This is a genomic window from Streptomyces sp. NPDC059832 (assembly GCF_042731715.1).
Lineage (GTDB): Bacteria > Actinomycetota > Actinomycetes > Streptomycetales > Streptomycetaceae > Streptomyces.
Genome location: NZ_JBHWIY010000008.1, coordinates 169,150 through 192,726, shown reverse-complemented (window position 1 = coordinate 192,726; position 23,577 = coordinate 169,150). Strand labels below are relative to the sequence as shown.

Sequence of the window (23,577 nt, the reverse complement as noted above, 5' to 3'; positions counted from 1 at the left end):
GTCAGTGGGGGACCACCGAGGCGAGTCGGACCCTCCTGTGCCGTGCGACTGCAGGAGTCACAGAAGGGGGTCGTACGGAAGATCCGCTCGCGGCTCGTGGGGCGCACGCTGAGCGGGTGTCACGGCGGGCGCAATGGCCGCACATTTCTTGATGGATCGGACGCTGGAGCACTATAGACAGATTTCCCGAGCGGAAGGGAGAGTGCATATCTTCTTGGAAGCCGGGAGGGATCTGGAGTCCCGGTTCCACTTCAGAGGGGATCGTCGGGCGCATGGCACGCAGAGGGGAGCGCCGCGGGGGGCGCGGCAAGGTGACGACTCAGAGCACGGGGGAGCGGCACGCACCCCGTCCCGGAACCGTCGCGATCGTGGTCGCAACGCCCGGAGATGCCCCCGCTCTGCTGGCGGTGGAGCGCAGCGGTTCGACCGTCGACGTGGTCTGCGCCCAGCCGGGCACGGCGGACGAACGGGCGGCGTTCGAGCGGGCGGTGACGGACTGCGGGAGCCGCGGTGTACGGGTGGACCGCGAGCCCTGGGTCCTCGACGCCGAGGTGGGAAAGATCACACCACTCGTGCTCGACGCCCTGCGTGAACTGCGCCCGCTGCGGGTGCGCACCCTCGACCCGGATCCGGCGCACGTCTCCTTCGACGCCGAGGCCAAGCGGCCCGTGATAGCCGAGCCCCCGCTGCGGGGCAGCGTGGCGCGTGCCACGGTCGCGGCGGCGCGCAAGTACCAGCTGGAGAGCGGCGTCCCGGTCTTCGTGGACTGCCACCGGGCCGGCACCGATCCGCGACTGGGCGCGGCGGCGTGCACGCGCTACCCCCGGCCCGCCCGCTGGATCACCAGGGGCAGGGACGGGCGGCTCTCGGCGTACCTCCCCTCGGCGGCGGGCGTGATCCGCTGGACGGAACAGGCGCCCGGCGCCGGTGGCTGGAGCGGTCCCGAACTGCTGGACGGGCCCGCACTGCTGCCCGGCCTCACGGTCGTGCAGGACGCCTTCGGCTATGTGCACCTGATCGGTCTCCGCCGCAGGAAGGGCGCGGACGGCGCGGAGCACGTCGAGGTCGTCCACGCCACCCAGTACCAGACCGGACGCCCCATCGGCCCGTGGCACTCGGCCGGCAATCCGAACGCCAACGACCGGCGCAAGGCGCGCGAGGTCGGCTTCCCCTCGGCGGTCTTCGACGCCAAGGGCCATCTGCACGTCTTCGTGCGGAACTTCGGTCACGGGGTCAGCACCCGACGTCAGGCGCCGGACGGGAAGTGGAGCGCCTGGCAGCATCTGCGCGGGGTCAGCGCGGCCGACGAGCTGGCGGCAGTGACCGGCCGGAGCGGTGCCGAGGTGTGGGCGAGGGGCCGGGATTCCGCGGTCGCCGTGCGCTGGCACCGCGAGACTCCGGACGAGGCCTGGACCCAGGACACCGCCACCTCCGTGAGTCCGTACCCCGGCACACTCTCGGCGGCTCCCGAGGCGGGCGCGATCCGCTACCGGTACGCGGGGAGCAACGAGGTGTGCGTCGGGATGCCGGGCGCCGCGCCGGTCAGCCTCGGCGGCCCGGACGGCGAGGGCCCGGTCGCCGGGGTCGCCGGTGTGGACATCCAGGGCTGGGGCTGCACGGTGCTGGTGAGGTCGGGGCCCGACGGGACGTGTGCCGTGGGCGCCCATCAGGACGGCCGGCCCGAAACCGGCGTGTGGTGGTTCGACGCGGGCGAGTCCTCGATGGTCCCTCCCGCGGTGGTCATCGACGGGCAGGGGCGGGCGGTGATCGCCGTGGTGGCGACCGACGGCCGGTTGCGGATCGCGCGTCAGGAGCCCGGCGCGAGCGGTCTGGCGTTCAGCTCATGGACCACCATCGGCGCATAAATGGGGCATACGTCCTCATTCCTTGGCATGGCTGCGATTGGTGCAAGGTTTGACAGTTTCGGATTAACTTTGACTTTGTTAGGGTCTGGCCTTGCCTTTATGGGAACCACATACGGCTCAAAGGTGAACCGTACGTGCACATGAGGTGATAGCCCCCTTGATCGCGCGTGTTCGTGCAAGCCGTTGGGGCCGTGTTGCTCATCGGTATGCCAGGGCGAGGGGTCATGGGGAAGCTGTCACTACGAGCCGTGCAGAAGCTGACGTGCAAGAAGCGCGACGCCTGGTGGACGGTCCTGCTGGTCGACCCCGTGGCCACCCGGATGCTGATCGGGATGGCCAAGTTCAGGTTCATCACCCCGAACCGGGTCACCTGGAGCGCGCTCTTCGTCGGTCTCGGCTCCGCCTACTTCTTCCTCAAGGGTGACGCCTGGTCCCTCGCCGTCGGGGCGGGCCTCTACCACCTGAGCTTCATCCTCGACTGCATCGACGGCAAGCTCGCCCGGCTCAAGGGCAACGGCACCGTCTTCGGCGGCTGGCTCGACTACGTCTTCGACCGCATCAGGGTGCTCTTCTGCGCACTCGCCCTCATGGGCGGCCAGTACCTGCGCACCCACAACGAGCTCTATCTGCTCGCCGCCCTGGCCGTCGTCTTCCTGGACATGCTCCGGTACGTCGACGCCCTCCAGATCTACAAGATGCGCATGTCCATGCGCATGAAGATCGAAAAGGTCACCCTGGAACGCAAGGCGGCCGAGGAGCAGCGGGCGGAGCCGGAAGCACGGGACGCCGTCGAGCCCGAGCAGGGGCCCAAGGTGGTCTTCATCGAGGACCTGCTGAGGGAGAACCCCGGCGTCGAGGCCGAGGTGCTCAAGCAGCAGAGCGGCGATGTCGTCGACCTGCACGCCCAGTTCCGGCACCGCTTTCCCTGGTACACCCGATTCCGCCAGGCCCTGCTGCGCAGCCGGATCAGGCCGCACCTCATCAGCGGCATCGAGTTCCAGATGTTCATCTTCATCGTGGCGCCGCTGATCGGGCAGATCCTGTGGACCACCGCGATATCCGCCCTGGCGCTGGGCCTCTTCGAGCTCGTGATCATGTACAAGTTCTGGCTCTCCACCCGGGACTTCACCCGGCTCATGGAGAAGCTCGCCCCCGCACCGTCCACGGCCGGCACCATCGCCGAGAACCTCCACCGCGGCCGTCACCGACGCGCGGCCGAACTCGACGAGAACCGCGATGCCGTTCTGGTCCAGCACTTCCCCGTCCCCGAACAGGACGACGATCTGGGCTTCCGGCCCTACCCGCAGCCCTATCCGCAGCACGCCCAGGACACCGAGACGCAGCAGCTGAGGGCGCTGCCCTACTGGGTGGAGAACGAAGGTTCCGTACGATGAGTGCCCCTGTCGACCCGTCGGCCTATCTGGTCTCGATCGTCGTCCCCGCCTTCAACGCGAGCGCGACCCTCGGCCGGGCCCTGCGATCGGCGCTCGCCCAGACGCACCGGAACATCGAGGTCATTGTCGTCGACGACGCGTCCGGCGACGGGACCCTCGGCGTGGCCGGGGAGTTCGCCGCCCGGGACGGCCGCGTACGGATCATGGAGCGCCCGCAGAACAGCGGCGGGGTCGGTGCCCCGCGCAACAACGGCATCATGGCCGCCGCCGGGCAGTACGTCATGTTCCTCGACGCGGACGACGAACTGCCGCTCAAGGCATGTGAGGAACTGCTCGCCTCGGCGGTGAACACCGGCTCGGACGTCACCGCGGGCCGGACGGTGCGGGTCAACCTCAACACCGAGGAGACCACCGTCTGGCAGCCCCAGCTGTACACCGCGGAGCGCACCGTGGCGGGGCTGCGCGCACTGCCCCAGCTCTTCGACGACCCGATCGCGGCCGGCAAGCTGTACCGGCTGGACTTCCTGCACAACAACGGCGTCCGGTTCCCCGAGGGCGTGTACTACGAGGACACCTACTTCTCGACGCTCGCCAACTACCGGGCCCGCTCGATCACCTTCCTCACCGCCCCCGTGTACCGCTGGATGTGGGAGCGGGAATCCGCAGCGCCCTCCATCACCAACCGCCGCGGCGAGCTGCGCAGCATCCAGGACCGGGTCGCCGTCCACCAGTACACCGACTCCTTCCTGCGACAGGTCGGGGAGCACGAGCTGCTCGCCCACAAGGCGGTGAAGTTCCTCTCCCACGACCTGCATCTGTACGCCCGCGAGCTGCGCTCCGGCGACGAGCGGTACCGCCAGGGCTTCGCCGCCGCCGTCGCGCCGTATCTGCGGTCGCTGGACCCCTCCGTCTACGAGCTGTGCGGCGTCATGGAGCGCGTGCGGGCCTTCTGCCTCATCCACGAGCGGGTGGACCTCGCGCTGTCCGTCTCCGACTACTCACAGCGTCGCAGCGTGCTCAGCTCCGACCTCGTCGAGCACGACGGACGTGTCTACTGGTCCGAGTCGCTGCTGCGCCATCCCCAGGCGAAACGTTTCCTCGATGTCACCGACCTCGACCTCCTGGACAAGCCGCTCGGCGAGGCCCGCCTGTTCAACCAGGCCACCGAGGTGGAGATCAGGGGCAGCGAACTCCACATCTCGGGACACATACTCAACCAGCTCGGACGGTTCTCCTCGGGCGGCAAGGTGGAGCTCAAGGCCGTGCTGCGCCTGCGCAGCACCAAGAGCGACCACGTCTTCCCGGTGAACGCGATCGAGACGGACGACCACCGGGTCCACTACCAGTCGGTCCTCGACCTCGCCTCCAGCGTCGGCGCGGCCACCGGCGACGGGGTCTGGAACCTCTTCGTCCAGGTACGGCACGCGGGCGAGCGGGCGACGACGACACTGGCGGTCCACGGCGTCGACATCGGCCGCGAGCGCTACGACGGCCCCCTCGGGCCGTACGAGATGTACCAGACGGTCAGCGGCAACGTCGCCCTGCGACCCGAGACGAGCGAGCGCACCGAGCTGGACACCCGCCGGGGCACCCCCTGGCACTGGTGGGCGGGGAGCGAGGATCCCGCACCGCTGCCGGACACCGGCAGCTACCGGGCGGCCGTCGTCGTGCACTGCCGCAACGACGAGCACCACCTCTACGAGTTCCTGCACTCCCTGGCGGCACAGAGCCTGTTCCCCGAGACGCAGGTCGTGTTCGTCGACGACGGCTCCACCGACCGCACGGCCCAGCTGCTGGACAACTTCGCCTCCTTCTACCGCAACACGAGCGTGCTGCGGATCCCCGCCCAGGGCATCGGAGCCGCGCATCAGCAGGGTCTCGCCCGGGTCGTGGCGCCCTATGTGCTGTTCGCCCGGGGACGGGACATCCTCGGGGCCGACTGCCTGCGCCAGCTCACCGAGTCCGCCGTCCAGCACGACGTCGACGTGGCCGTCGGCAACCACGACACGTTCCCGGGGCCGCGGCGCAATGGCGACGAGCCGTGGAAGCGGTACTTCGGCAAGGGCGCGAAGGGCCTGACCGACATGGTCAGGAAGGCACCCCACATGGTCTTCTCGACCGACCTCGGCAACAAGCTCTTCCGCGTCTCCTTCCTCAACGCCCAGCGGCTGCGCCCGGCGGACGGCGGCCCGTTCGCCGAGACCTGGGTGAGCGTGATGGCGCTGCTGGCCGCCCGGAGCTTCAGCCTGGTCGACCGCTACGTGTACTTCGACCGCGACCCCGCACAGAACGACTCGCTCTTCGACGTCGACTGGAACGACCCGGTGAAGGTCCGGCAACGGCTCCGGCTCAACCGGTACCTGCTCGACTTCGGTGACCGGATCGAGGCGCCGTCGGCCCGGCTGATCCACCGGTTCGTGGTGCGTTCGTACCAGCCCTATCTGCGCAACTACCACCGCATCATGAACCGGCGGGAGATCGCCGAGGTGTTCGGCGAGCTCTGCGACGTCTACTCCAGGATCCCCGAGGAGCTGCTGCTCCAGTACGTCACCCACCCGGTCTCCCGGGTGCAGCACCACGCCGTCCGCACCCGTGACTTCGGGCTCTTCTGTGACCCGTTCGACAGCCCCGAGTACGAACCGCGGGTCCGCCTGGACGAGCAGGGCATGTACCGGCAGCTGGCGAACGACCCGGTGGAGTCCCGGCTGCTGCGCGTGGAGCGGCAGCGGGCCGTGCTCGAAAGCGTCCGCCACCGGGACGGAGAGCTCCAGTTCGAAGGCGTGCTCACCCTGACCGGCGTCGACATCGGGCAGCTGTTCACCAACCGGATCGAGCTGATCTGCACCGACGGGAAGCGGACCGTCGCCATCCCGGCCGAGCAGGTGTACCGGCGCGACCGCTGGCGCGTCCGCAAGGAACGCGACTGGTACGGCGGCTGGCGGGCTTCGGCGGACCCCGAGGTCCTGGCCCCGCTCTCCGGCCGCGACCTCACGGTGACCCTGCGGTTCCACGACGGCGACCGCCACGTGGACGCCCCGGTCGGCGCGCGCCTGATGCTGCACCGCTTCAAGGGCATGCGCCGCATCGGCAAGGACCGGCTCTGGCTCACCGTCCGCGGCGACGACTCCGTGGTCCTGCGGTACTTCACAGGCGCCGGCCAGAAGCTGCGCGGCCTGCTGTGGCATCTGCTGCGCCAGGCACGGGCCGCGCTGCCCGGCCGCCCGGGATGGCGCACCCGGCTCGCGTACCTGCTGAGCTATCCGCGACTGCACCGCAAGAACATCTGGATCATCGGCGAACGGGCCGACACGGCGCAGGACAACGCCTACCACCTGTTCCGCTGGATCCGGGAGAACCACCCGCGCCGCAAGGTCTACTACGCCATCGACGGCGACGCCAAGGACCGCGCCAAGGTGGCCCCGTACGGGCACGTCCTCGACCGGACGTCGCGCAGGTACCGGATGTACCTGCTGCACGCCAAGCGACTCATCGACCCGTACGACCTGGAGGCCTACCTCGGCTTCCCCGAGCTGAGCAAGAGCTCCTTCCTGCGCGGCTACGGAGATCTGCTGAACTACCGGCGGGTCTTCCTCCAGCACGGTGTCACCTACAACGACGTGGCACCCTCCGTGCACCACCAGGTGACCAGCGTGGACCTGCTGCTGACGGTGGGCGAGGCCGAGCGGTCCTACTTCGCCGAGCACTGCGGCTACGGCTACGCGCGGGTCGCCGCGGCCGGTTTCCCCCGGTTCGACGCACTGAAGCCGGTGCGCTCCGAGCGGCCCAGGATCCTGCTGATGCCCACCTGGCGGCGGGACATCGTGGCGCCCTCCTACGACAAGGCGGCCAAGGCGAAGATCCCGTTCGCGGCGTCGGAGTACTTCCGCTTCTTCTCCACCCTCCTGCGCGACGAGCGACTGCTGACCGTGCTCGAACAGTGCGGAGTGGACCTGGAGTTCATGCCGCACTACGAGATCCGCCCGTATCTGCACCACTTCCGCATCGACCACCCCTCGGTCACCGTGACCGGCGACGGGCGCGATGTGCAGCTGGCGATGCGCGAGTGCTCCCTGCTGGTCACCGACTACTCGTCCGTCTTCTTCGACGTCGCGTACATGGGCACGCCCATCGTGTACACGCCGTTCGACGAGGAGGACTTCTACGGCAACCACTACAAGCGCGGCTACTACGAATTCGAGCGGGACGGGTTCGGGCCGGTCTGCCGTGACGTCGATTCGACGGTGCGGGAGATCATCGGCACCGTGCAGCGGAACTTCGCGGTGGAGCCGCAGTACCGGGCCCGGGTCGACGCGTTCTTCGGCCGCCGTGACACCGGCAACTCGGAGCGCGTGTTCCGCGCCATCGACGCACTGGACGCGTCCGTGGGCAGCAGCCGGACGTCCGACGTACCCGCGGTCCGGCAGACCATGAGCGGTCCGGGCCAGGACAACCGCGACCGGAACTCCCGCAAGGAGTGGGCGTGACGGGGTGCGCGATGCGCAGGGTGTTCCTTGCCGGGGACTCCAGCGTGACCAGCCGTCAGCGGAGCTTCGCGCCGATGGCGGGCTGGGGCCAGGCCCTGCCACTCTTCATCCATGGTGCCGACATCATCAACTGCGCGCGCTCCGGGGCGAGTTCGCGGAGTTTCGTGGACCGGGGCAGGCTCGCCTGGATTCTGCGCGAGGTCCGGCCGGGCGATCTGGTGCTGTTCTCCTTCGGGCTCATCGACATGAAGCCGGACGAGGGCCGCTACACGGAACCCTTCAAGGAGTACCAGGGCTTCCTCCGCGGCTGCGTGGACGGCGTACGCGACCGGGGCGCCCATCCGGTCCTGGTCACCAGCCATGAGCGCCGGGTCTTCGACGCCCAGGGCAATCTCCGCCGGCTGCTCGGTGTCTATCCGCTGGCGATGAAGGAGATCGCGGCCGAGAAGTGCGTACCGCTGATCGACCTCAACGAGTGGAGCGTGCGGTGGTGGCGCCGGGCGGGGCCCCGGGGAACGCGTGAGATCTTCCTCCACCTCGACCCCGGGGAGCACCCCAACTATCCCGACGGGGCCGCCGACAACACCCACCTCAGGGCGGCCGGAGCGATCGAGTGCGCTCGCTTCGTCGCCGCCGAGATGCGGGAGCGCTCGATGCTGGAGCCCGGCCGCTTCGCCGATCTCGAACGCGCCCGGTTCCCCGAGGACGAAGTCGAATGGCTCGATGACCACATGTTCGACGAACTGACGAGAAATCGGACCCTGGAGGTGGTCGAATGAGCGACTGGTATCTGTTGGCGCGCGTTCAGGTCGTGCACCCCGAACGCACCGCCGTGTCGGCGGTCCTGGAACTGCACGCCGACGCGGACCCGGCGCTCGCGGCCCTGCCCGGCCAGGAGATCGCGCTGCATCTGAGCGTGGTGCCCACCGGCGGGCCCTACCGTGCGTACGGCTACATATTCGACGACATCGCCGCCGAGCACGCCACGATGACCGATCTCCAGGGCCTGGGACACCTGCCCAACGGTCGTTACGCGACCTACGCCCGCGGAGACGAACAACGCTCCGTGACCGCGGTGCTCAAGGTCGCCGACGACGCACCGGAAGGGGCGGTCCTGTTGCCCAAGGTGTGCGTCGGCGTGATGTCGTACGCCGGCGAGAAGCTGGTGTCGTCCGCGCAGATCACCGACGCGGGCTACCGGGTGAGACGGGCCTGGGTGCCGGGCCGCAGCCTGGCCATTCCGCCCGGCGGCTACGCGGTCCTCGGCCCGGACCCCGATGCCGCCGGGGCCGGCCTGCGGGTCGTGGGAGTGGGGCTCGCCCAGTACGGCACGGTCAGCGCGGTGCCGGACGGAAGCATCACCTACACGGGAGTTCCGGGAGCGACCGGGTACGACCGGTTCTCCGTCTGCTACGAGAACCAGGCGGGCCACCGCAACTGGTCCGAGGTGACCGTGTACGCGGGCGACGTCGCCGGCACTCCCGGGCTGCTGCCCGGAGCCCTTACGAGATGAGACGCCGGCGGTTCCTCACCGCGGGAGCCGCGGGAGCCGTGACTGGGGCCTGGGCCCTGGCCGGTTGCGACCCGGTGGACGACACCGGCGGCCGGACGACGGCACCGGCATCCGCACCGCCCCGCTCGCCGGACCCCGGCGGCCGACTGCCGGAGGGTGTGACATATCACCAGCACACCGGCCGGCTGTCGGCCGCGGGCCCCGTGCGCCTTCAGGCGCTGTCCGTCTCGCCGTCCGCACGGGTGCGCGTGGGCGCTGCCCACGGAGCCCGGCTCGACACGGCGGAGACCGTGCGCGCCATGGCGGACCGTGTCCGGGCGGTGGCCGCCGTCAACGGCTCCTTCTTCGACATCGCCACCAGCGCGGTCTTCAGCGGGTACGACGGGGACCCGCTCGGGCTGTACATGGAGAACGGCGCGCTGCTCAGCGAAGCGGCCAACGGCCGTACCGCGCTGGTGCTCGGCGAGGGCGGTGGAGCCGGGCGCATCACCGAACCCCGGTCGGTGAGCGGTGTGGTGGCCTCCGACGGCACCCGCCGGAGGATCGACGGGATCAACCGGATGCCGGGCCGCATCGTCGGATGCGGCGGTGTCGGCGAGGACGTCCTGCGAGGCACCCGGGGCGTGCGGCTCGCTCCCGCCCACAACAAACTGTGCGAGGACCCCGACGAACTGGTCCTGTTCACGCGGCAATGGGGAACCGGCACCGCACGTACCGGCCCCGGCTCGACCGAGGCCGTGCTCGGGCCCGACGGCCGCGTCGCCCTGCTGCGTTCACCCGGCGGCGGCCCGATACCCGCGAGCGGCACCGTCCTGACCGGCATCGGCGAAGGGGCCGCATGGCTGCGTCGGCACGCCCGTACCGGCACCCGGCTGCGGATCACCTCCCGGGTGTACGACGGGACGGGGCACCGGATCCCGGGGGAGGGGCCGACCGTCGTCCAGGCCGGGCCCCGCCTGCTGCGCGACGGAGCCGTCGACATCGACATCGAGGCCAACGGGGTGCCGGCCACCGCCCTGACCCAGCGTCACCCCCGCACCCTGGCCGGGATCACGGCCGACGGCACACTCCTCCTGGTGACCGTCGACGGCCGTGATCCCGGGGTGAGCATCGGGGCGACCCTGGCAGAGTCCGCCGAACTGATGCGCTCGCTGGGAGCACGGGACGCCATGAACCTCGACGGCGGAGGCTCCACCACGATGGTGGTGAACGGACGGCTCCGCAACCGGCCCAGGAGCGCGGAGGGAGCACCGGTACGGGAACGCGCCGTGGGCAATGCGGTGGTCGTCCTGCCGCTCTGACGCGCACATGTGACATGGCACATGTGCTCGGCGTAGATGCGCACACGTGACATGGCACCTCGCGGGCGTACGTGCGCACATGTGACACGGCACCTCGTGGGCGTACGCCGGACGGGCCGTACGGAGAGTTCTCCGTACGGCCCGCCGTCGCTACCGACCAGGTGGTGTTAGGCCGGAACGCTCGCCACGCCCTGCGCGAGGAACTTCTTGCCGTTCACCCGCTCCGAGACGCCCTCACGGTCCAGGTACGGCGTGATGCCGCCCAGGTGGAAGGGCCAGCCCGCGCCGGTGATCAGGCACAGGTCGATGTCCTGGGCCTCGGCGACGACGCCCTCGTCCAGCATCAGACCGATCTCCTGCGCCACCGCGTCCAGGACCCGGTCGCGGACCTGCTCCTCGGACAGGACGACATCGCCCTGCTTGAGGAGGGCGGCGACCTCCGGGTCCAGCTCCGGCCTGCCGGAGTCGTAGACGTAGAAGCCGCGCTTGCCGGCCTTGACGACCGCCGCGAGGTTCTCGGAGACGGTGAACCGGTCCGGGAAGGCGCGGTTCAGGGTCTCGGAGACGTGCAGGCCGATCGCCGGTCCGACCAGCTCCAGCAGCACCAGCGGGGACATCGGCAGACCGAGCGGCTCGATGGCCTTCTCGGCGACCTCGACCGGGGTGCCCTCGTCGATGACGTTCTGGATCTCGCCCATGAAGCGGGTGAGGATGCGGTTGACGACGAACGCCGGGGCGTCCTTCACCAGCACCGCGGTCTTCTTCAGCTTCCGCGCCACACCGAACGCCGTGGCCAGCGAGGCGTCGTCGGTCTGCTCGCCGCGGACGATCTCCAGCAGCGGCAGGATCGCGACCGGGTTGAAGAAGTGGAAGCCGACGACCCGCTCGGGGTGCTTCAGCTTCGACGCCATCTCGGTGACCGAGAGGGACGAGGTGTTGGTGGCGAGGATCGCGTGCGCCGGGGCGACCGCCTCGACCTCCGCGAACACCTGCTGCTTGACGCCGATCTCCTCGAAGACGGCCTCGATGATGAAGTCGGCGTCGGAGAAGCCCTCCGCCTTGTCCAGCACACCGGAGACCAGGGCCTTCAGGCGGTTGGCCTTGTCCTGGTTGATCCGGCCCTTGCCGAGCAGCTTCTCGATCTCGGCGTGGACATAGCCCACACCCTTGTCCACGCGCTCCTGGTCGATGTCGGTCAGCACGACCGGCACCTCCAGGCGGCGCAGGAACAGCAGCGCCAGCTGCGAGGCCATCAGACCGGCACCGACGACGCCGACCTTGGTGACCGGACGGGCCAGGTTCTTGTCCGGGGCACCGGCCGGGCGCTTGGCGCGCTTCTGGACCAGGTTGAAGGAGTAGATCCCGGAGCGCAGCTCGCCGCCCATGATCAGGTCCGCGAGGGCCTGGTCCTCGCGGTCGAAGCTGGCGCCCAGGTCGCCGTCCTTCGCGGCGGCGATGATCTCCAGCGCGCGGTACGCGGCCGGGGCGGCGCCGTGCACCTTGGAGTCGGCGATGGCCTTGCCGCGCGCGACGGCCTGGTCCCAGGCTTCACCGCGGTCGACCTCGGGACGCTCCACCGCGACCGTGCCGTTCAGCACGTTCGCGGTCCAGATCAGCGACTGCTCCAGGAAGTCCGCGCCCTCGAAGAGCGCGTCGGCGATCCCGAGCTCGAAGACCTGCTTGCCCTTGAGCTGACGGTTCTGGTTCAGCGAGTTCTCGATGATGACCGAGACCGCGCGGTCGGCACCGATCAGGTTGGGAAGCAGCGCACAGCCGCCCCAGCCCGGAACGAGACCGAGGAAGACCTCGGGCAGCGAGAACGCGGGCAGCGCCTTGGAGACGGTGCGGTACGAGCAGTGCAGGCCGACCTCGACACCGCCGCCCATCGCCGCGCCGTTGTAGTACGCGAACGTCGGGACCGCGAGAGAGGACAGACGCCGGAAGACGTCGTGGCCGCCCTTGCCGATGGCGAGCGCGTCGTCGTGGTTCTTCAGCAGCTCGACGCCCTTGAGGTCGGCGCCGACCGCGAAGATGAACGGCTTGCCGGTGATGCCGATACCGGTGATCGCACCCTCGGCGGCCTCCTTCTCGACCTGGTCGACGGCGGCGTCCAGGTTCGCCAGCGACTGCGGTCCGAAGGTGGTCGGCTTGGTGTGGTCCAGGCCGTTGTCCAGCGTGATGAGGGCGAAGCGGCCCGCACCGGCCGGAAGGTCCAGGTGGCGTACGTGGGCCTGCGTGACGACCTCGCCGGGGAACAGCTCGGCCGCGCCCTTCAGAAGCTCAGTGGTGGAGCTCACTTGTTGCCTCCGTTGAAGTTCGGGTTCTCCCAGACGACCGTCGCGCCCATGCCGAAGCCGACGCACATCGTCGTCAGGCCGTAGCGGACCTCCGGCTGCTCCTCGAACTGGCGGGCCAGCTGCGTCATCAGACGCACACCGGAGGAGGCCAGCGGGTGGCCGTAGGCGATGGCGCCGCCGTACTGGTTGACGCGCGCGTCGTCGTCGGCGATGCCGTAGTGGTCGAGGAAGGCGAGCACCTGGACGGCGAACGCCTCGTTGATCTCGAACAGACCGATGTCGTCGATCGTCAGCCCGGCCTTGGCCAGGGCCTTCTCGGTCGACGGGATCGGACCGTAGCCCATGACCTCCGGCTCGACGCCCGCGAAGGCGTACGAGACGAGGCGCATCTTGACCGGGAGGCCCAGCTCGCGGGCGACGTCCTCGGCGGCGAGCAGCGAGGCGGTGGCGCCGTCGTTGAGACCGGCGGCGTTGCCGGCGGTGACCCGGCCGTGGGCACGGAACGGGGTCTTCAGACCGGCGAGCGACTCCAGGGTCGTACCCGGGCGCATCGGCTCGTCGGCGGTGACCAGGCCCCAGCCGGTCTCGCCGGCCGAGCCGCCATCGGCTGCAGCGGTGCGGCGCACCGAGATCGGCACCAGGTCCTGCTGGATCTTGCCGTTGGCGTACGCCTTGGCGGCCTTCTCCTGCGAGCGGACCGCGTACTCGTCGGCACGGACCTTGGTGATCTGCGGGTACCGGTCGTGCAGGTTCTCCGCGGTCATGCCCATGAACAGGGCGGACTCGTCGACCAGCTTCTCCGACACGAAGCGCGGGTTCGGGTCCACGCCCTCGCCCATCGGATGGCGGCCCATGTGCTCGACACCACCGGCGACGACGACGTCGTACGCACCGAAGGCGATGGAGCCGGCCGTCGACGTGACGGCGGTCAGGGCGCCCGCGCACATGCGGTCGATGGAGTAACCGGGGACGGACTGCGGCAGCCCGGCCAGGATTCCGGCGGTACGGCCCAGCGTCAGGCCCTGGTCGCCGATCTGGGTGGTCGCGGCGATGGCGACCTCGTCGATCCGCGCGGGGTCCAGGTCCGGGTTGCGGCGCAGCAGCTCCCGGATGGCCTTCACGACGAGATCGTCGGCGCGGGTCTCGTGGTAGATGCCCTTCGGGCCCGCTTTGCCGAACGGGGTGCGGACGCCGTCGACGAAGACGACGTCCCGGATGGTACGAGGCACGGTGGCTCTCCTCCAGGGTGCGGGATGGCACTGCTGCGCGGCACGCCCGGAAGCGCGCCGCCACCCTCATGCTACTTGCGGGTAACCAGACTGCCCACCCCCCACGTCGGGAGCGGCGAAGGTCACATGCGGGTGGGCCGGGTGCGGGGGCAGCTCCGTACGAGGCCACGGCGCCGGTGCACCGGGGCCGGCCCCGGGAACGCCGATCGCCGGACGGGCTGAAATCAGCCCGTCCGGCGATCGGGAGTACGACGTGGCCACAGGCCGCCACAACCTGGCGCGATTACGCCCCTCGGCAAGCCCTCCGGCAGCGGCCCCTCAGGCCGCAGGCGTCAGCGCACGGAGCAGCAGCGGTGCCACCTGCTCGATCTGCCAGCGGCGCGCCCCGTACCCGAAGAGCGCGGTCTCGACCCCGTCCGGGGTCGGGTTCTTGGGCGGCTCCCAGCAGATCCGGCGCACCGTGTCCGGGGTGATCAGGTTCTCCTGCGGCATGTGCAGCCGCTCGGCGAGCTCCGACACCGCGGCGCGGGCGGCCGAGAGCCGGGCCGCCGCCGCGGGGTCCTTGTCCGCCCACGCACGGGGCGGCGGCGGACCGGCGAGGGTCTGGCCGGGCTGGGGGAGCTCGGCGTCCGGCAGCGCCTTGGCCCGGTCGATGGCCGCCTGCCACTGCTCCAGCTGGCGCCGGCCCATGCGGTGGCCGAAACCGGGCAGCGCGGTCAGCGCCTGCGCGTTCGGCGGGAGCGCGAGTGCCGCCTCGACGATCGCGGCGTCGCCCAGGACCTTGCCGGGCGAGATGTCGCGGCGTCGCGCGACCTGGTCACGAGCGGTCCACAGCTCCCGTACCACCGCCATCTGGCGGCGGCGGCGGACCTTGTGCATGCCGGACGTGCGGCGCCAGGGGTCCTTGCGCGGGGGAGCGGGCGGCGCCGAGGCGATCGCGTCGAACTCCTCGCGGGCCCATTCCAGCTTGCCCTGCCGGTCGAGCTCGCCCTCCAGGGCGTTGCGCAGGTCGATCAGCAGCTCGACATCGAGCGCCGCGTAGCGCAGCCAGGGGTCGGGCAGCGGGCGGGTGGACCAGTCGACGGCGGAGTGGCCCTTCTCCAGCGAGTAGCCGAGCACGTTCTCGACCATGGCGCCGAGGCCGACGCGCGGGAAGCCGGCCAGCCGCCCGGCCAGCTCCGTGTCGAAGAGCCCGGTGGGAGTCATCCCTATTTCGCGCAGACAGGGCAGGTCCTGGGTGGCGGCGTGCAGGATCCATTCGCTGCCGCTCAGGACTTCGCCGAGGCCCGACAGGTCGGGGCAGCCGACGGGGTCGATCAGCGCGCTGCCCGCGCCGTCACGGCGCAGCTGCACGAGGTAGGCGCGCTGGCCGTAGCGGTAGCCGGAAGCCCGCTCGGCATCGACGGCCACCGGGCCGGAGCCGGCGGCGAAGGCGGCGATCACCCGGGCGAGGGCGTCGTCGGATGCCACCACCGGGGGAATGCCCTCGCGAGGTTCGAGCAAGGGGGTCGGCGCCGGGGCGACGTCGTCCGGGGGGGCGCCCCCGGTGGTTCGCAGTGAAGTGTCTGCTGCGGTCTCTTGGGCGTCGGTCACGTGTCAAGGGTATCTGTGTATGTACGGCGCCCGTCGACGGAACGTTCCGTCGACGGGCGCCGATGAATGCAAACCAGCCGGTCCGTTCCTGTGCGGACCCGCCGGGGTGCGGGCGTCAGTGGATGATTCCCGTTCGCAGGGCGACGGCGACCATTCCTGCACGGTCTCCGGTGCCGAGCTTGCGGGCGATTCGGGCGAGATGGCTCTTGACGGTCAGGGCGGACAGGCCCATGGAGACACCGATGGCCTTGTTGGACTGGCCCTCGGCTACGAGGCGGAGGACCTCGACCTCGCGGCCGGACAGTTCGCGGTAGCCGCCCGGGTGGCTCGGGGTGCCGGGGGGCCGGCGGTGCATACGGGCGGCGTTGGCGCCGATGGGGGCGACGCCGGGACGGGTGGGGTGGCCGATATTGGTACGTGTGCCGGTGACGACATAGCCCTTCACGCCGCCTGCGAGGGCGTTGCGTACGGCGCCGATGTCATCGGCGGCGGAAAGGGCGAGGCCGTTCGGCCAGCCGGCTGCTCGGGTTTCGGACAACAGGGTCAGCCCGGAACCGTCGGGCAGGTGGACGTCGGCTACGCAGATGTCGCGCGGATTGCCGACGCGGGGACGAGCCTCCGCGATGGACGACGCCTCGATGACGTCACGTACTCCGAGTGCCCACAGATGGCGGGTGACGGTGGAACGGACGCGCGGGTCGGCCACGACGACCATGGCCGTCGGCTTGTTCGGGCGGTAGGCGACCAGGCTTGCGGGCTGCTCTAGGAGAACGGACACCAGGCCTCCTGGGGAGTGGCGGGACGGGCCGGCTCGGGGATGAAGCCGGGGCGAACCGTGCTTGAAGGGTCATTGACCTCTTCGGCAGCAGACCCGTGCTCCTTTAGGGGAAGATCGCGATTTGGTGAGTAACAATTCGGGCAAATCGGACATGCGATCGATTGTACGAAAAGAACGCCGGTAGCTGCGCGGCGAATATCACGCACAGTTACCGGCGAGGGATAGGTTTCGGCCAGAGGAGCAGCTCAACGAAGAAGTTCAGGGAAGAGGCAGAAAAGGAGGTTCGGGAAAGAGGCCGGCGAGGGAGTTCAGGAGACTTGTGGTCCGCGCCGCTGGGGGAGTGTCACCACCGCCGCGTCGGCGGGGCCCGACGGAGGCAGGCCGGCGATCTGGCACAGCAGGTCGCCCCACGCCATGAGATGCGCCCCCGTGTCCGGCACCCCGTCGCGGCCCTCGCGCGGTGTCCACGACGCCCGGATCTCGATCTGGGTCGCCGGGCGTCTCGTGCCCAGCGTGCCGAAGTAGTGCGACCCCGCCCGGGTCACCGTGCCGCCCGCCTCCCCGTACGACAGACCCCGCGCCTCCAGCGCGCCGGTCAGCCAGGACCAGCACACCTCCGGCAGCAGCGGGTCGGAAGCCATCTCCGGCTCCAGCTCGGCCCGCACCAGCGTCACCAGGCGGAAGGTGCCCTGCCAGGCGTCGTGCCCGGCCGGGTCGTGGAGCAGCACGAGGCGGCCGTCGGCGAGATCGTCCTCGCCGTCGACGACCGCCGCCTCCAGGGCGTACGCGTACGGAGCGAGCCGCTTGGGCGGCTTCGTCGACTCCACCTCCAGCTCGGGGCGGAGCCGCGCCGCATGCAACGCGTCCACCGCCGACCGGAACGCGGGCGGGACGGAACCACCCTCCTCGCTGTCCTTGCTGTCAGCGCCATCGGTTTGATCGGAGAACTGTCCCTGAGCCGGAGCCATGCGGGGAAGAGTAGGCGGAACCGGCGCTTCGCGCAGGGAGGGACACCCGGGCGGGCCCGGCTGCTTACGGCTTCGTGCGAAGATTCCTGGTGTGAGTGCCAACGATCGCCCCATGGGCCAGCAGACGAAGACCACCGCCACCCATGAGTCGGCGTTCCTGAAGGCGTGCCGGCGCGAGCCCGTGCCGCACACGCCGGTCTGGTTCATGCGGCAGGCGGGGCGCTCGTTGCCCGAGTACCTGAAAGTGCGCGAAGGCATCCCGATGCTCGACTCCTGCACGATGCCGGAGCTCGTCGCCGAGATCACGATGCAGCCCGTCCGCCGCCACAAGGTCGACGCCGCGGTCTACTACAGCGACATCGTCGTCCCCCTCAAGGCCATCGGTATCGACCTCGATATCAAGCCCGGCGTCGGACCGGTGATCGCCGAGCCGATCCGCACCCGCGCCGACCTGGCCCGGCTGCGCGACCTCACGCCCGAGGACGTCGGCTACGTCACCGAGGCCATCGGCCTGCTCACCGCCGAGCTCGGCTCCACCCCCCTCATCGGCTTCGCCGGGGCGCCGTTCACGCTCGCCAGCTACCTCGTGGAGGGCGGCCCGTCCCGCAACCACGAGCACACCAAGGCCCTGATGCACGGCGACCCGCAGCTCTGGGCCGATCTGCTGGACCGGCTGGCCGAGATCACCGGCGCCTTCCTCAAGGTGCAGATCGAGGCGGGCGCCTCGGCCGTCCAGCTCTTCGACTCCTGGGTGGGCGCGCTGGCCCCCGCCGACTACCGGCGCTCGGTGCTGCCCGCCTCCGCGAAGGTCTTCGACGCCGTCGCCCCGTACGGCGTCCCGCGCATCCACTTCGGCGTCGGCACCGGCGAGCTGCTCGGCCTGATGGGCGAGGCGGGCGCGGATGTCGTCGGCGTCGACTGGCGCGTCCCGCTGGACGAGGCCGCACGCCGGGTCGGCCCCGGCAAGGCGCTCCAGGGCAACCTCGACCCCGCGGTGCTGTTCGCACCGACGGCGACGGTGGAGGAGAAGGCCCAGGAGGTGCTGGACGCCGCCGCCGGCCTCGAAGGCCATGTCTTCAACCTGGGCCACGGCGTGATGCCGACGATGGACCCGGACGCGCTGACCCGGCTCGTCGAGTACGTGCACACCAGCACCGAGCGCTGAGCCGCCGGGGCCGGGCACCGCGCACTCAGGGCCTGCCCGGCGGGCCCTGGGCGGTGCCCGCCCGGCGTACCGCGGTCACCGCCTTGCGGGCCGCCACCAGGACCGGGTCCCAGACCGGCGAGAACGGCGGGGCGTAGCCCAGGTCCAGGGCGGTCATCTGCTCCACCGTCATCCCGGCCGTGAGCGCCACGGCCGCGATGTCCACGCGCTTGGCCGCCCCGTCCCGGCCCACGATCTGCACACCGAGCAGCCGGCCCGTGCGGTACTCCGCGAGCATCTTCACCGTCATGGGTCGCGCCCCCGGGTAGTAGCCCGCCCGGCCCGTCGACTCGATCGTCGCCGTGACGAACCGCAGGCCCACCGCGCGGGCGTCCTTCTCGCGCAGACCGGTGCGGGCGATCTCCAGATCGCACACCTTGCTCACCGCCGTGCCGACCACGCCCGGGAACGTCCCGTAGCCGCCGCCGACATTGGACCCGATGATCTGGCCGTGCTTGTTGGCATGGGTGCCCAGCGCGATGTGGCGGGTGCGGCCCGCCACCAGGTCGAGGACCTCGACGCAGTCGCCGCCCGCCCAGATGTTGTCGTGCCCGACGACCCGCATCGACAGATCGGTCAGCAGCCCGCCGTGCGGGCCCAGCGGCAGGCCGACGGCGCGCGCCAGCGTCGTCTCCGGCTCCACACCGATACCGAGCACCACCACGTCCGCCGGGTAGGAGGCGTCGCCCGTGGCGACCGCGCGGACCCGGCCGTCCGAGCCGGTGCGGATCGCGGTGACCTCGGCCCGGTTGACCGTGGTGATGCCCAGACCGTCCATCGCGTCGTGCACCAGCCGCCCCATGTCGGGGTCGAGCGTCGCCATCGGCTGCTCGCCGCGGTTGAGCACGGTCACGTCGAAGCCGTGCTTCAGCATCGCCTCCGCCATCTCCACGCCGATGTAGCCGGCCCCGACGACGACCGCCCGCCTGCTGCCCGGCGTCCGGTCCAGCGACTCCAGCAGCGCCTGCCCGTCGTCCAGCGTCTGCACGCCGTGCACCCCGGGCGCGTTCATGCCGGGCAGCGCCGGACGCACCGGGCGGGCCCCCGTCGCGATCACCAGCTTGTCGAAGCCCGTCCAGTACGCCTCGCCGGTGCCGAGGTCCAGGGCCCGCACCCGCTGCCCGGCGACATCGATCTCCGTGACCTCGGTGCGCATCCTGAGGTCGATGTCGCGGGCCCGGTGCTCCTTCGGGGTGCGCGCGATGAGTTCGTCAGGCCCCGCGACATCGCCGCCGACCCAGTACGGGATGCCGCAGGCGGAGTACGAGGTGAAGTTCCCGCGCTCGAAGGCGACGATGCTCAGCTCGTCGGGGCCCTTGAGCCTGCGGGCCCGGGACGCGGCGGACATGCCCGCCGCGTCCCCACCGATGACCACCAGTCGCTCCGCCGTCATGCCTGGTCCCTTCGACACCGAGTCCGAAGGGACCACGCTACGACGCCGGGGGAGCGGGCGAGGACCCGGCGGGCTCGGGCGTCCGGGGCTTTCGGCGTCCGGGCAGCCGGTGGCGCAGCAGCCGCCACAGCAGCAGGAGCACGGCGAGCGCGGCCAGGAACGGGGCCGCGGCGCCCACCGCCATCGCGAGCCACAACAGCACCGTCACGAACGCGTGCCAGCCGCCGCCGAGCGCGTCCAGGAAGCCGGGTTCGTCGTCACCGCCGTCCTTCGCCGCCGTCTCCGGCTCCGAGAGGTCGAGGGTGATCGTGGCGAGCGAGGTGCGGTCCTCCAGCGACGCCTGCTGGGCGAGCAGCGACTCCAAGGACGCCTGGCGGCTGCTCAGTTCGCCTTCCAGCGTGACCACGTCGCTGAGCTTCCCGGCCCGTTCCATCAGCTTCCGTACGCGCGCCACACTCGCCCGCTGGGTGGCGATCCGGCTCTCCACGTCGACCACCTGGTCGGTGACGTCCTTCGCCGACGAGGTGCGCGACAGCAGCTTTCCGGTTCCCGCGAGTTGCTTCAGCACCGCGTCGTACTCGCCCTGCGGAACGCGCAGCACGAGGTGTGACATGTCGTGTGTGTCGTCGATCCGCTCGGTCTCCTCCTTGGACACCAGACCGCCCGAACTCTCCGCGGCCGAACGGGCGACCGCGGCCGCCTTCGGCACGTTCCGCACCTCCACCGAGAGCGTGGCGGTACGGATGACATGGGTGCCGGAAGGCACGGCATCGGACTTCTTCCGCTGCGACGGCGAACCGCCCGCCCCCTGCTCCGTCTTCCCTGCGGCGGAGTCCGCGGCGCCCCGCTCGTCCGCGCCGATCGCCCGCTTGCTGTCGCCGGAACTCGCGTCGCTCGCACTGTCTCCTGCGCCGCAGCCGCTCAGCGCGAGGAGGCCGGCGACCAGGCCGGCCGCCAGGACCATGTGCGGACGACGGACGGATGATCGGCCAGGATGCCGGTAGGTCTGCATGACTGCCCCCCAAGGCGGGTCGTTGACGATGCCGGTTCGACGTACCGGACACGGGTGCGGGTTGCCGAATGACGGTTTCGAAGCAGTCACGTTCAGGACTCGGACAGGGTTTGAGAGAGTGGGGGCATGCAGCGTTCACTCAATCGCGCGGTCCCGGGCACCGGACATGTCGTCGTCATCGGCGGAGGCATCGCCGGACTCGCCGCCGCCCACCGGCTCCTCGGGGCCGGTCTGCGCGTCACCCTGCTCGAAGCCACCGAGCGGCTCGGCGGCAAGCTCATGACCGGTGAGATCGCCGGGACCCGGGTCGACCTGGGCGCCGAGTCGATGCTCGCCCGGCGCCCGGAGGCGGTCGGCCTGGCACGCGACGTCGGGCTCGGCGACCGGCTCCAGCCGCCCGCCACGGCCTCCGCGTCGGTCTGGACACGCGATGCCCTGCGACCCATGCCCAAGGGCCATGTGATGGGCGTACCGGGCGACCCGGCGGCGCTCGGCGAACTGCTCTCCCCGGAGGGCCTCGCCCGCATCGCGCAGGAGCGCGACCTCACCCCGACCACCGTCGGTGACGACGTCGCCGTCGGCGCGTACGTCGCCGACCGCCTGGGCCGTGAGGTCGTCGACCGGCTCGTGGAGCCGCTGCTCGGCGGTGTGTACGCGGGCGACGCCTACCGGATCTCGATGCGCGCCGCCGTACCGCAGCTCTTCGAGGCGGCCCGGGAGGGCGGCTCGCTGCTCGACGGCGTCCGGCGCATCCAGGAGCGGGCCGCGGCCCGGCAGCAGACCGGACCGGTCTTCCAGGGCATCGACGGCGGCATCGGCACCCTGCCCGGCGCGGTCGCCGACGCCGTGCGCGCGGCGGGCGGGGAGATCCTGACCGCCACCCCCGTCCTCGGCCTGACCCGTACCGCCGAGGGCTGGGACGTCCGCACGGACGCCCGGGTGATCACCGCCGACGGCATCGTGCTCGCCGCCCCGGCCTGGTCCGCCTCCACGCTGCTCGCCGCCGAGTCCCCCGCGGCCTCCGCCGAGCTCGCCGGTGTCGAGTACGCGTCGATGGCGCTCGTCACTATGGCGTTCCGCCGCTCCGACGTCGCCGCCACGACCGCGCTCGACGGCCGTTCCGGCTTCCTCGTCCCCCCGGTCGACGGCCGCACCATCAAGGCGTCCACCTTCTCCTCCCACAAGTGGAACTGGGTCGCCGAATCCGCCCCGGACCTCTTCGTGCTGCGTACCTCCGTCGGCCGCTACGGCGAGGAGGACCACATCCACCGCGAGGACGGCGAGCTCGTCGATGTGTCGCTGCGCGACCTCGCCGAGGCGACCGGACTGACCGCGAAGCCCGTGGACACCGAGGTCACCCGGTGGATCGGCGGACTGCCCCAGTACCCCGTCGGCCATCTCTCCCGGGTCGCCCGGATCCGCGACGAGGTCGCCAAGCTGCCCGCGCTGCGGGTCTGCGGCGCGGTCTACGACGGCGTCGGCATCCCGGCGTGCATCGCGAGTGCCCACCGCGCCGCGGACGAAATCGCGGCCGAGCTCACCGGCGGTTCCGGGGAAGAGATCATCGCCACGTCGACCCTGGTCAAGGGCACACGGAGCGAGGCGGGACAATAGCCGTATGAGTGCGCCTGAGACTGTGAAATCAAGCAAGGGCCCCAACGCGGGTAAGAAGGCCAAGGACCTCAACGAGGTCATCCGCTACACGCTGTGGTCCGTCTTCAAGCTGCGCGACGTCCTGCCCGCGGACCGGGCCGGATACGCCGACGAGGTGCAGGAGCTGTTCGACCAGCTCGCGGCCAAGGACATCACCGTCCGCGGCACCTACGACGTCTCCGGCCTGCGTGCCGACGCCGACGTCATGATCTGGTGGCACGCCGAGACGGCCGACGAGCTGCAGGAGGCGTACAACCTCTTCCGGCGCACCAGGCTGGGCCTGGCGCTGGAGCCGGTCTGGTCGAACATGGCGCTGCACCGCCCCGCCGAGTTCAACAAGTCGCACATCCCGGCGTTCCTGGCCGACGAGACGCCGCGCAACTACATCAGCGTGTACCCCTTCGTGCGCTCCTACGACTGGTACCTGCTGCCCGACGAGGACCGTCGTCGCATGCTCGCGGACCACGGCAAGATGGCCCGCGGCTACCCCGACGTCCGGGCCAACACCGTCGCCTCCTTCTCGCTCGGCGACTACGAGTGGATTCTCGCCTTCGAGGCCGACGAGCTCTACCGCATCGTCGACCTGATGCGTCACCTGCGGGCCTCCGAGGCGCGGATGCACGTCCGCGAAGAGGTCCCGTTCTACACGGGGCGCAGGAAGTCGGTTGCAGACCTGGTGGCCGGGCTCGCGTAGCGAGCGGGCTCCGACCACCCCGACCCGGAAGATCAGACGGCGGGCACCGGCGCGTTCGCGCTGCCCGTCGTTCCAGCGACACCGGGTCCGGCTCCTGGTGGGGGGGGGGGGGGGGGGCGGCCACAAACCCCCCTTTTCGGACCCGACCCCCCCCAACCACGAAACAGTTCTCCCCCCGCAGCCCCTCACCCCCCCGCCC

The 23,577-nt window shown here is 70.8% G+C and carries 16 protein-coding genes; 9 read left to right on the top strand and 7 right to left on the bottom strand.

From position 1 onward, the window contains the following. Nucleotides 1–272 precede the first annotated feature (272 nt). The 6 genes from ACFV8T_RS16805 to ACFV8T_RS16780 all read left to right on the top strand — a co-directional run bounded on the left by ACFV8T_RS16805 (nucleotide 273) and on the right by ACFV8T_RS16780 (nucleotide 10,557). Nucleotides 273–1,865, top strand: coding sequence for a hypothetical protein (locus ACFV8T_RS16805; protein WP_385328140.1), 1,593 nt, complete (start codon nucleotides 273–275; stop codon nucleotides 1,863–1,865). 224 nt (nucleotides 1,866–2,089) lie between these two features. Next, the gene (locus tag ACFV8T_RS16800; protein WP_385328138.1) at nucleotides 2,090–3,259 is read left to right on the top strand and encodes a CDP-alcohol phosphatidyltransferase family protein; all 1,170 of its coding nucleotides are present in this window, start codon (nucleotides 2,090–2,092) and stop codon (nucleotides 3,257–3,259) included. After that, nucleotides 3,256–7,743, top strand: a complete 4,488-nt coding sequence (locus ACFV8T_RS16795) for a glycosyltransferase (RefSeq protein WP_385328137.1) — start codon at nucleotides 3,256–3,258, stop codon at nucleotides 7,741–7,743. Before ACFV8T_RS16800 ends, ACFV8T_RS16795 begins: the two co-directional genes overlap by 4 nt. Then, on the top strand, nucleotides 7,740–8,522 hold the full coding sequence (locus ACFV8T_RS16790; RefSeq protein WP_385328135.1) for a rhamnogalacturonan acetylesterase: 783 nt from the start codon (nucleotides 7,740–7,742) through the stop codon (nucleotides 8,520–8,522). Before ACFV8T_RS16795 ends, ACFV8T_RS16790 begins: the two co-directional genes overlap by 4 nt. After that, nucleotides 8,519–9,256 (top strand): Ig-like domain-containing protein, encoded by a 738-nt coding sequence (locus ACFV8T_RS16785; protein ID WP_385328133.1) that lies wholly within the window; start codon nucleotides 8,519–8,521, stop codon nucleotides 9,254–9,256. Before ACFV8T_RS16790 ends, ACFV8T_RS16785 begins: the two co-directional genes overlap by 4 nt. Before the next feature lie 38 nt (nucleotides 9,257–9,294). Then, complete coding sequence (locus tag ACFV8T_RS16780) at nucleotides 9,295–10,557, top strand: phosphodiester glycosidase family protein (protein WP_385328132.1); 1,263 nt, start codon at nucleotides 9,295–9,297, stop codon at nucleotides 10,555–10,557. A 167-nt stretch (nucleotides 10,558–10,724) separates the two neighbouring features. Here the strand turns inward: ACFV8T_RS16780 and ACFV8T_RS16775 are convergent, their stop codons facing one another. The 5 genes from ACFV8T_RS16775 to ACFV8T_RS16755 all read right to left on the bottom strand — a co-directional run bounded on the left by ACFV8T_RS16775 (nucleotide 10,725) and on the right by ACFV8T_RS16755 (nucleotide 17,422). Beyond that, nucleotides 10,725–12,854: a 3-hydroxyacyl-CoA dehydrogenase NAD-binding domain-containing protein gene (locus tag ACFV8T_RS16775; RefSeq protein WP_385328130.1), complete on the bottom strand. Its 2,130-nt coding sequence runs from the start codon at nucleotides 12,852–12,854 to the stop codon at nucleotides 10,725–10,727. Continuing rightward, complete coding sequence (locus tag ACFV8T_RS16770) at nucleotides 12,851–14,083, bottom strand: thiolase family protein (protein ID WP_385328129.1); 1,233 nt, start codon at nucleotides 14,081–14,083, stop codon at nucleotides 12,851–12,853. Before ACFV8T_RS16770 ends, ACFV8T_RS16775 begins: the two co-directional genes overlap by 4 nt. Before the next feature lie 318 nt (nucleotides 14,084–14,401). Then, on the bottom strand, nucleotides 14,402–15,676 hold the full coding sequence (locus tag ACFV8T_RS16765) for an HRDC domain-containing protein (protein WP_385328127.1): 1,275 nt from the start codon (nucleotides 15,674–15,676) through the stop codon (nucleotides 14,402–14,404). A gap of 115 nt (nucleotides 15,677–15,791) precedes the next feature. Then, nucleotides 15,792–16,454, bottom strand: a complete 663-nt coding sequence (locus ACFV8T_RS16760; RefSeq protein WP_024488613.1) for a response regulator transcription factor — start codon at nucleotides 16,452–16,454, stop codon at nucleotides 15,792–15,794. 308 nt (nucleotides 16,455–16,762) lie between these two features. Then, nucleotides 16,763–17,422: a DUF3000 domain-containing protein gene (locus ACFV8T_RS16755; protein WP_385328126.1), complete on the bottom strand. Its 660-nt coding sequence runs from the start codon at nucleotides 17,420–17,422 to the stop codon at nucleotides 16,763–16,765. A gap of 91 nt (nucleotides 17,423–17,513) precedes the next feature. Between ACFV8T_RS16755 and hemE the strand changes: the two genes are divergently transcribed. Continuing rightward, on the top strand, nucleotides 17,514–18,587 hold the full coding sequence (hemE, locus tag ACFV8T_RS16750; protein ID WP_385328124.1) for a uroporphyrinogen decarboxylase: 1,074 nt from the start codon (nucleotides 17,514–17,516) through the stop codon (nucleotides 18,585–18,587). A 25-nt stretch (nucleotides 18,588–18,612) separates the two neighbouring features. On the opposite strand, the gene ACFV8T_RS16745 is transcribed toward hemE, so the two are convergent. Both ACFV8T_RS16745 and ACFV8T_RS16740 read right to left on the bottom strand, forming a co-directional pair. After that, nucleotides 18,613–20,019: an FAD-dependent oxidoreductase gene (locus tag ACFV8T_RS16745; protein ID WP_385328122.1), complete on the bottom strand. Its 1,407-nt coding sequence runs from the start codon at nucleotides 20,017–20,019 to the stop codon at nucleotides 18,613–18,615. Between the two features lie 37 nt (nucleotides 20,020–20,056). Continuing rightward, nucleotides 20,057–20,983: a DUF4349 domain-containing protein gene (locus tag ACFV8T_RS16740; RefSeq protein ID WP_385328121.1), complete on the bottom strand. Its 927-nt coding sequence runs from the start codon at nucleotides 20,981–20,983 to the stop codon at nucleotides 20,057–20,059. Between the two features lie 174 nt (nucleotides 20,984–21,157). On the opposite strand from ACFV8T_RS16740, the gene hemG reads away from it, so the two are divergent. Continuing rightward, nucleotides 21,158–22,645 carry a protoporphyrinogen oxidase gene (gene hemG, locus ACFV8T_RS16735; RefSeq protein ID WP_385328119.1) on the top strand — a complete coding sequence of 496 codons (1,488 nt, stop codon included), beginning with the start codon at nucleotides 21,158–21,160 and terminating at the stop codon, nucleotides 22,643–22,645. A 4-nt stretch (nucleotides 22,646–22,649) separates the two neighbouring features. After that, entirely contained in the window at nucleotides 22,650–23,378 is a 729-nt protein-coding gene (gene hemQ / locus ACFV8T_RS16730) for a hydrogen peroxide-dependent heme synthase (RefSeq protein WP_093542266.1), read from the top strand. The last annotated feature ends 199 nt before the right edge of the window (nucleotides 23,379–23,577 follow it).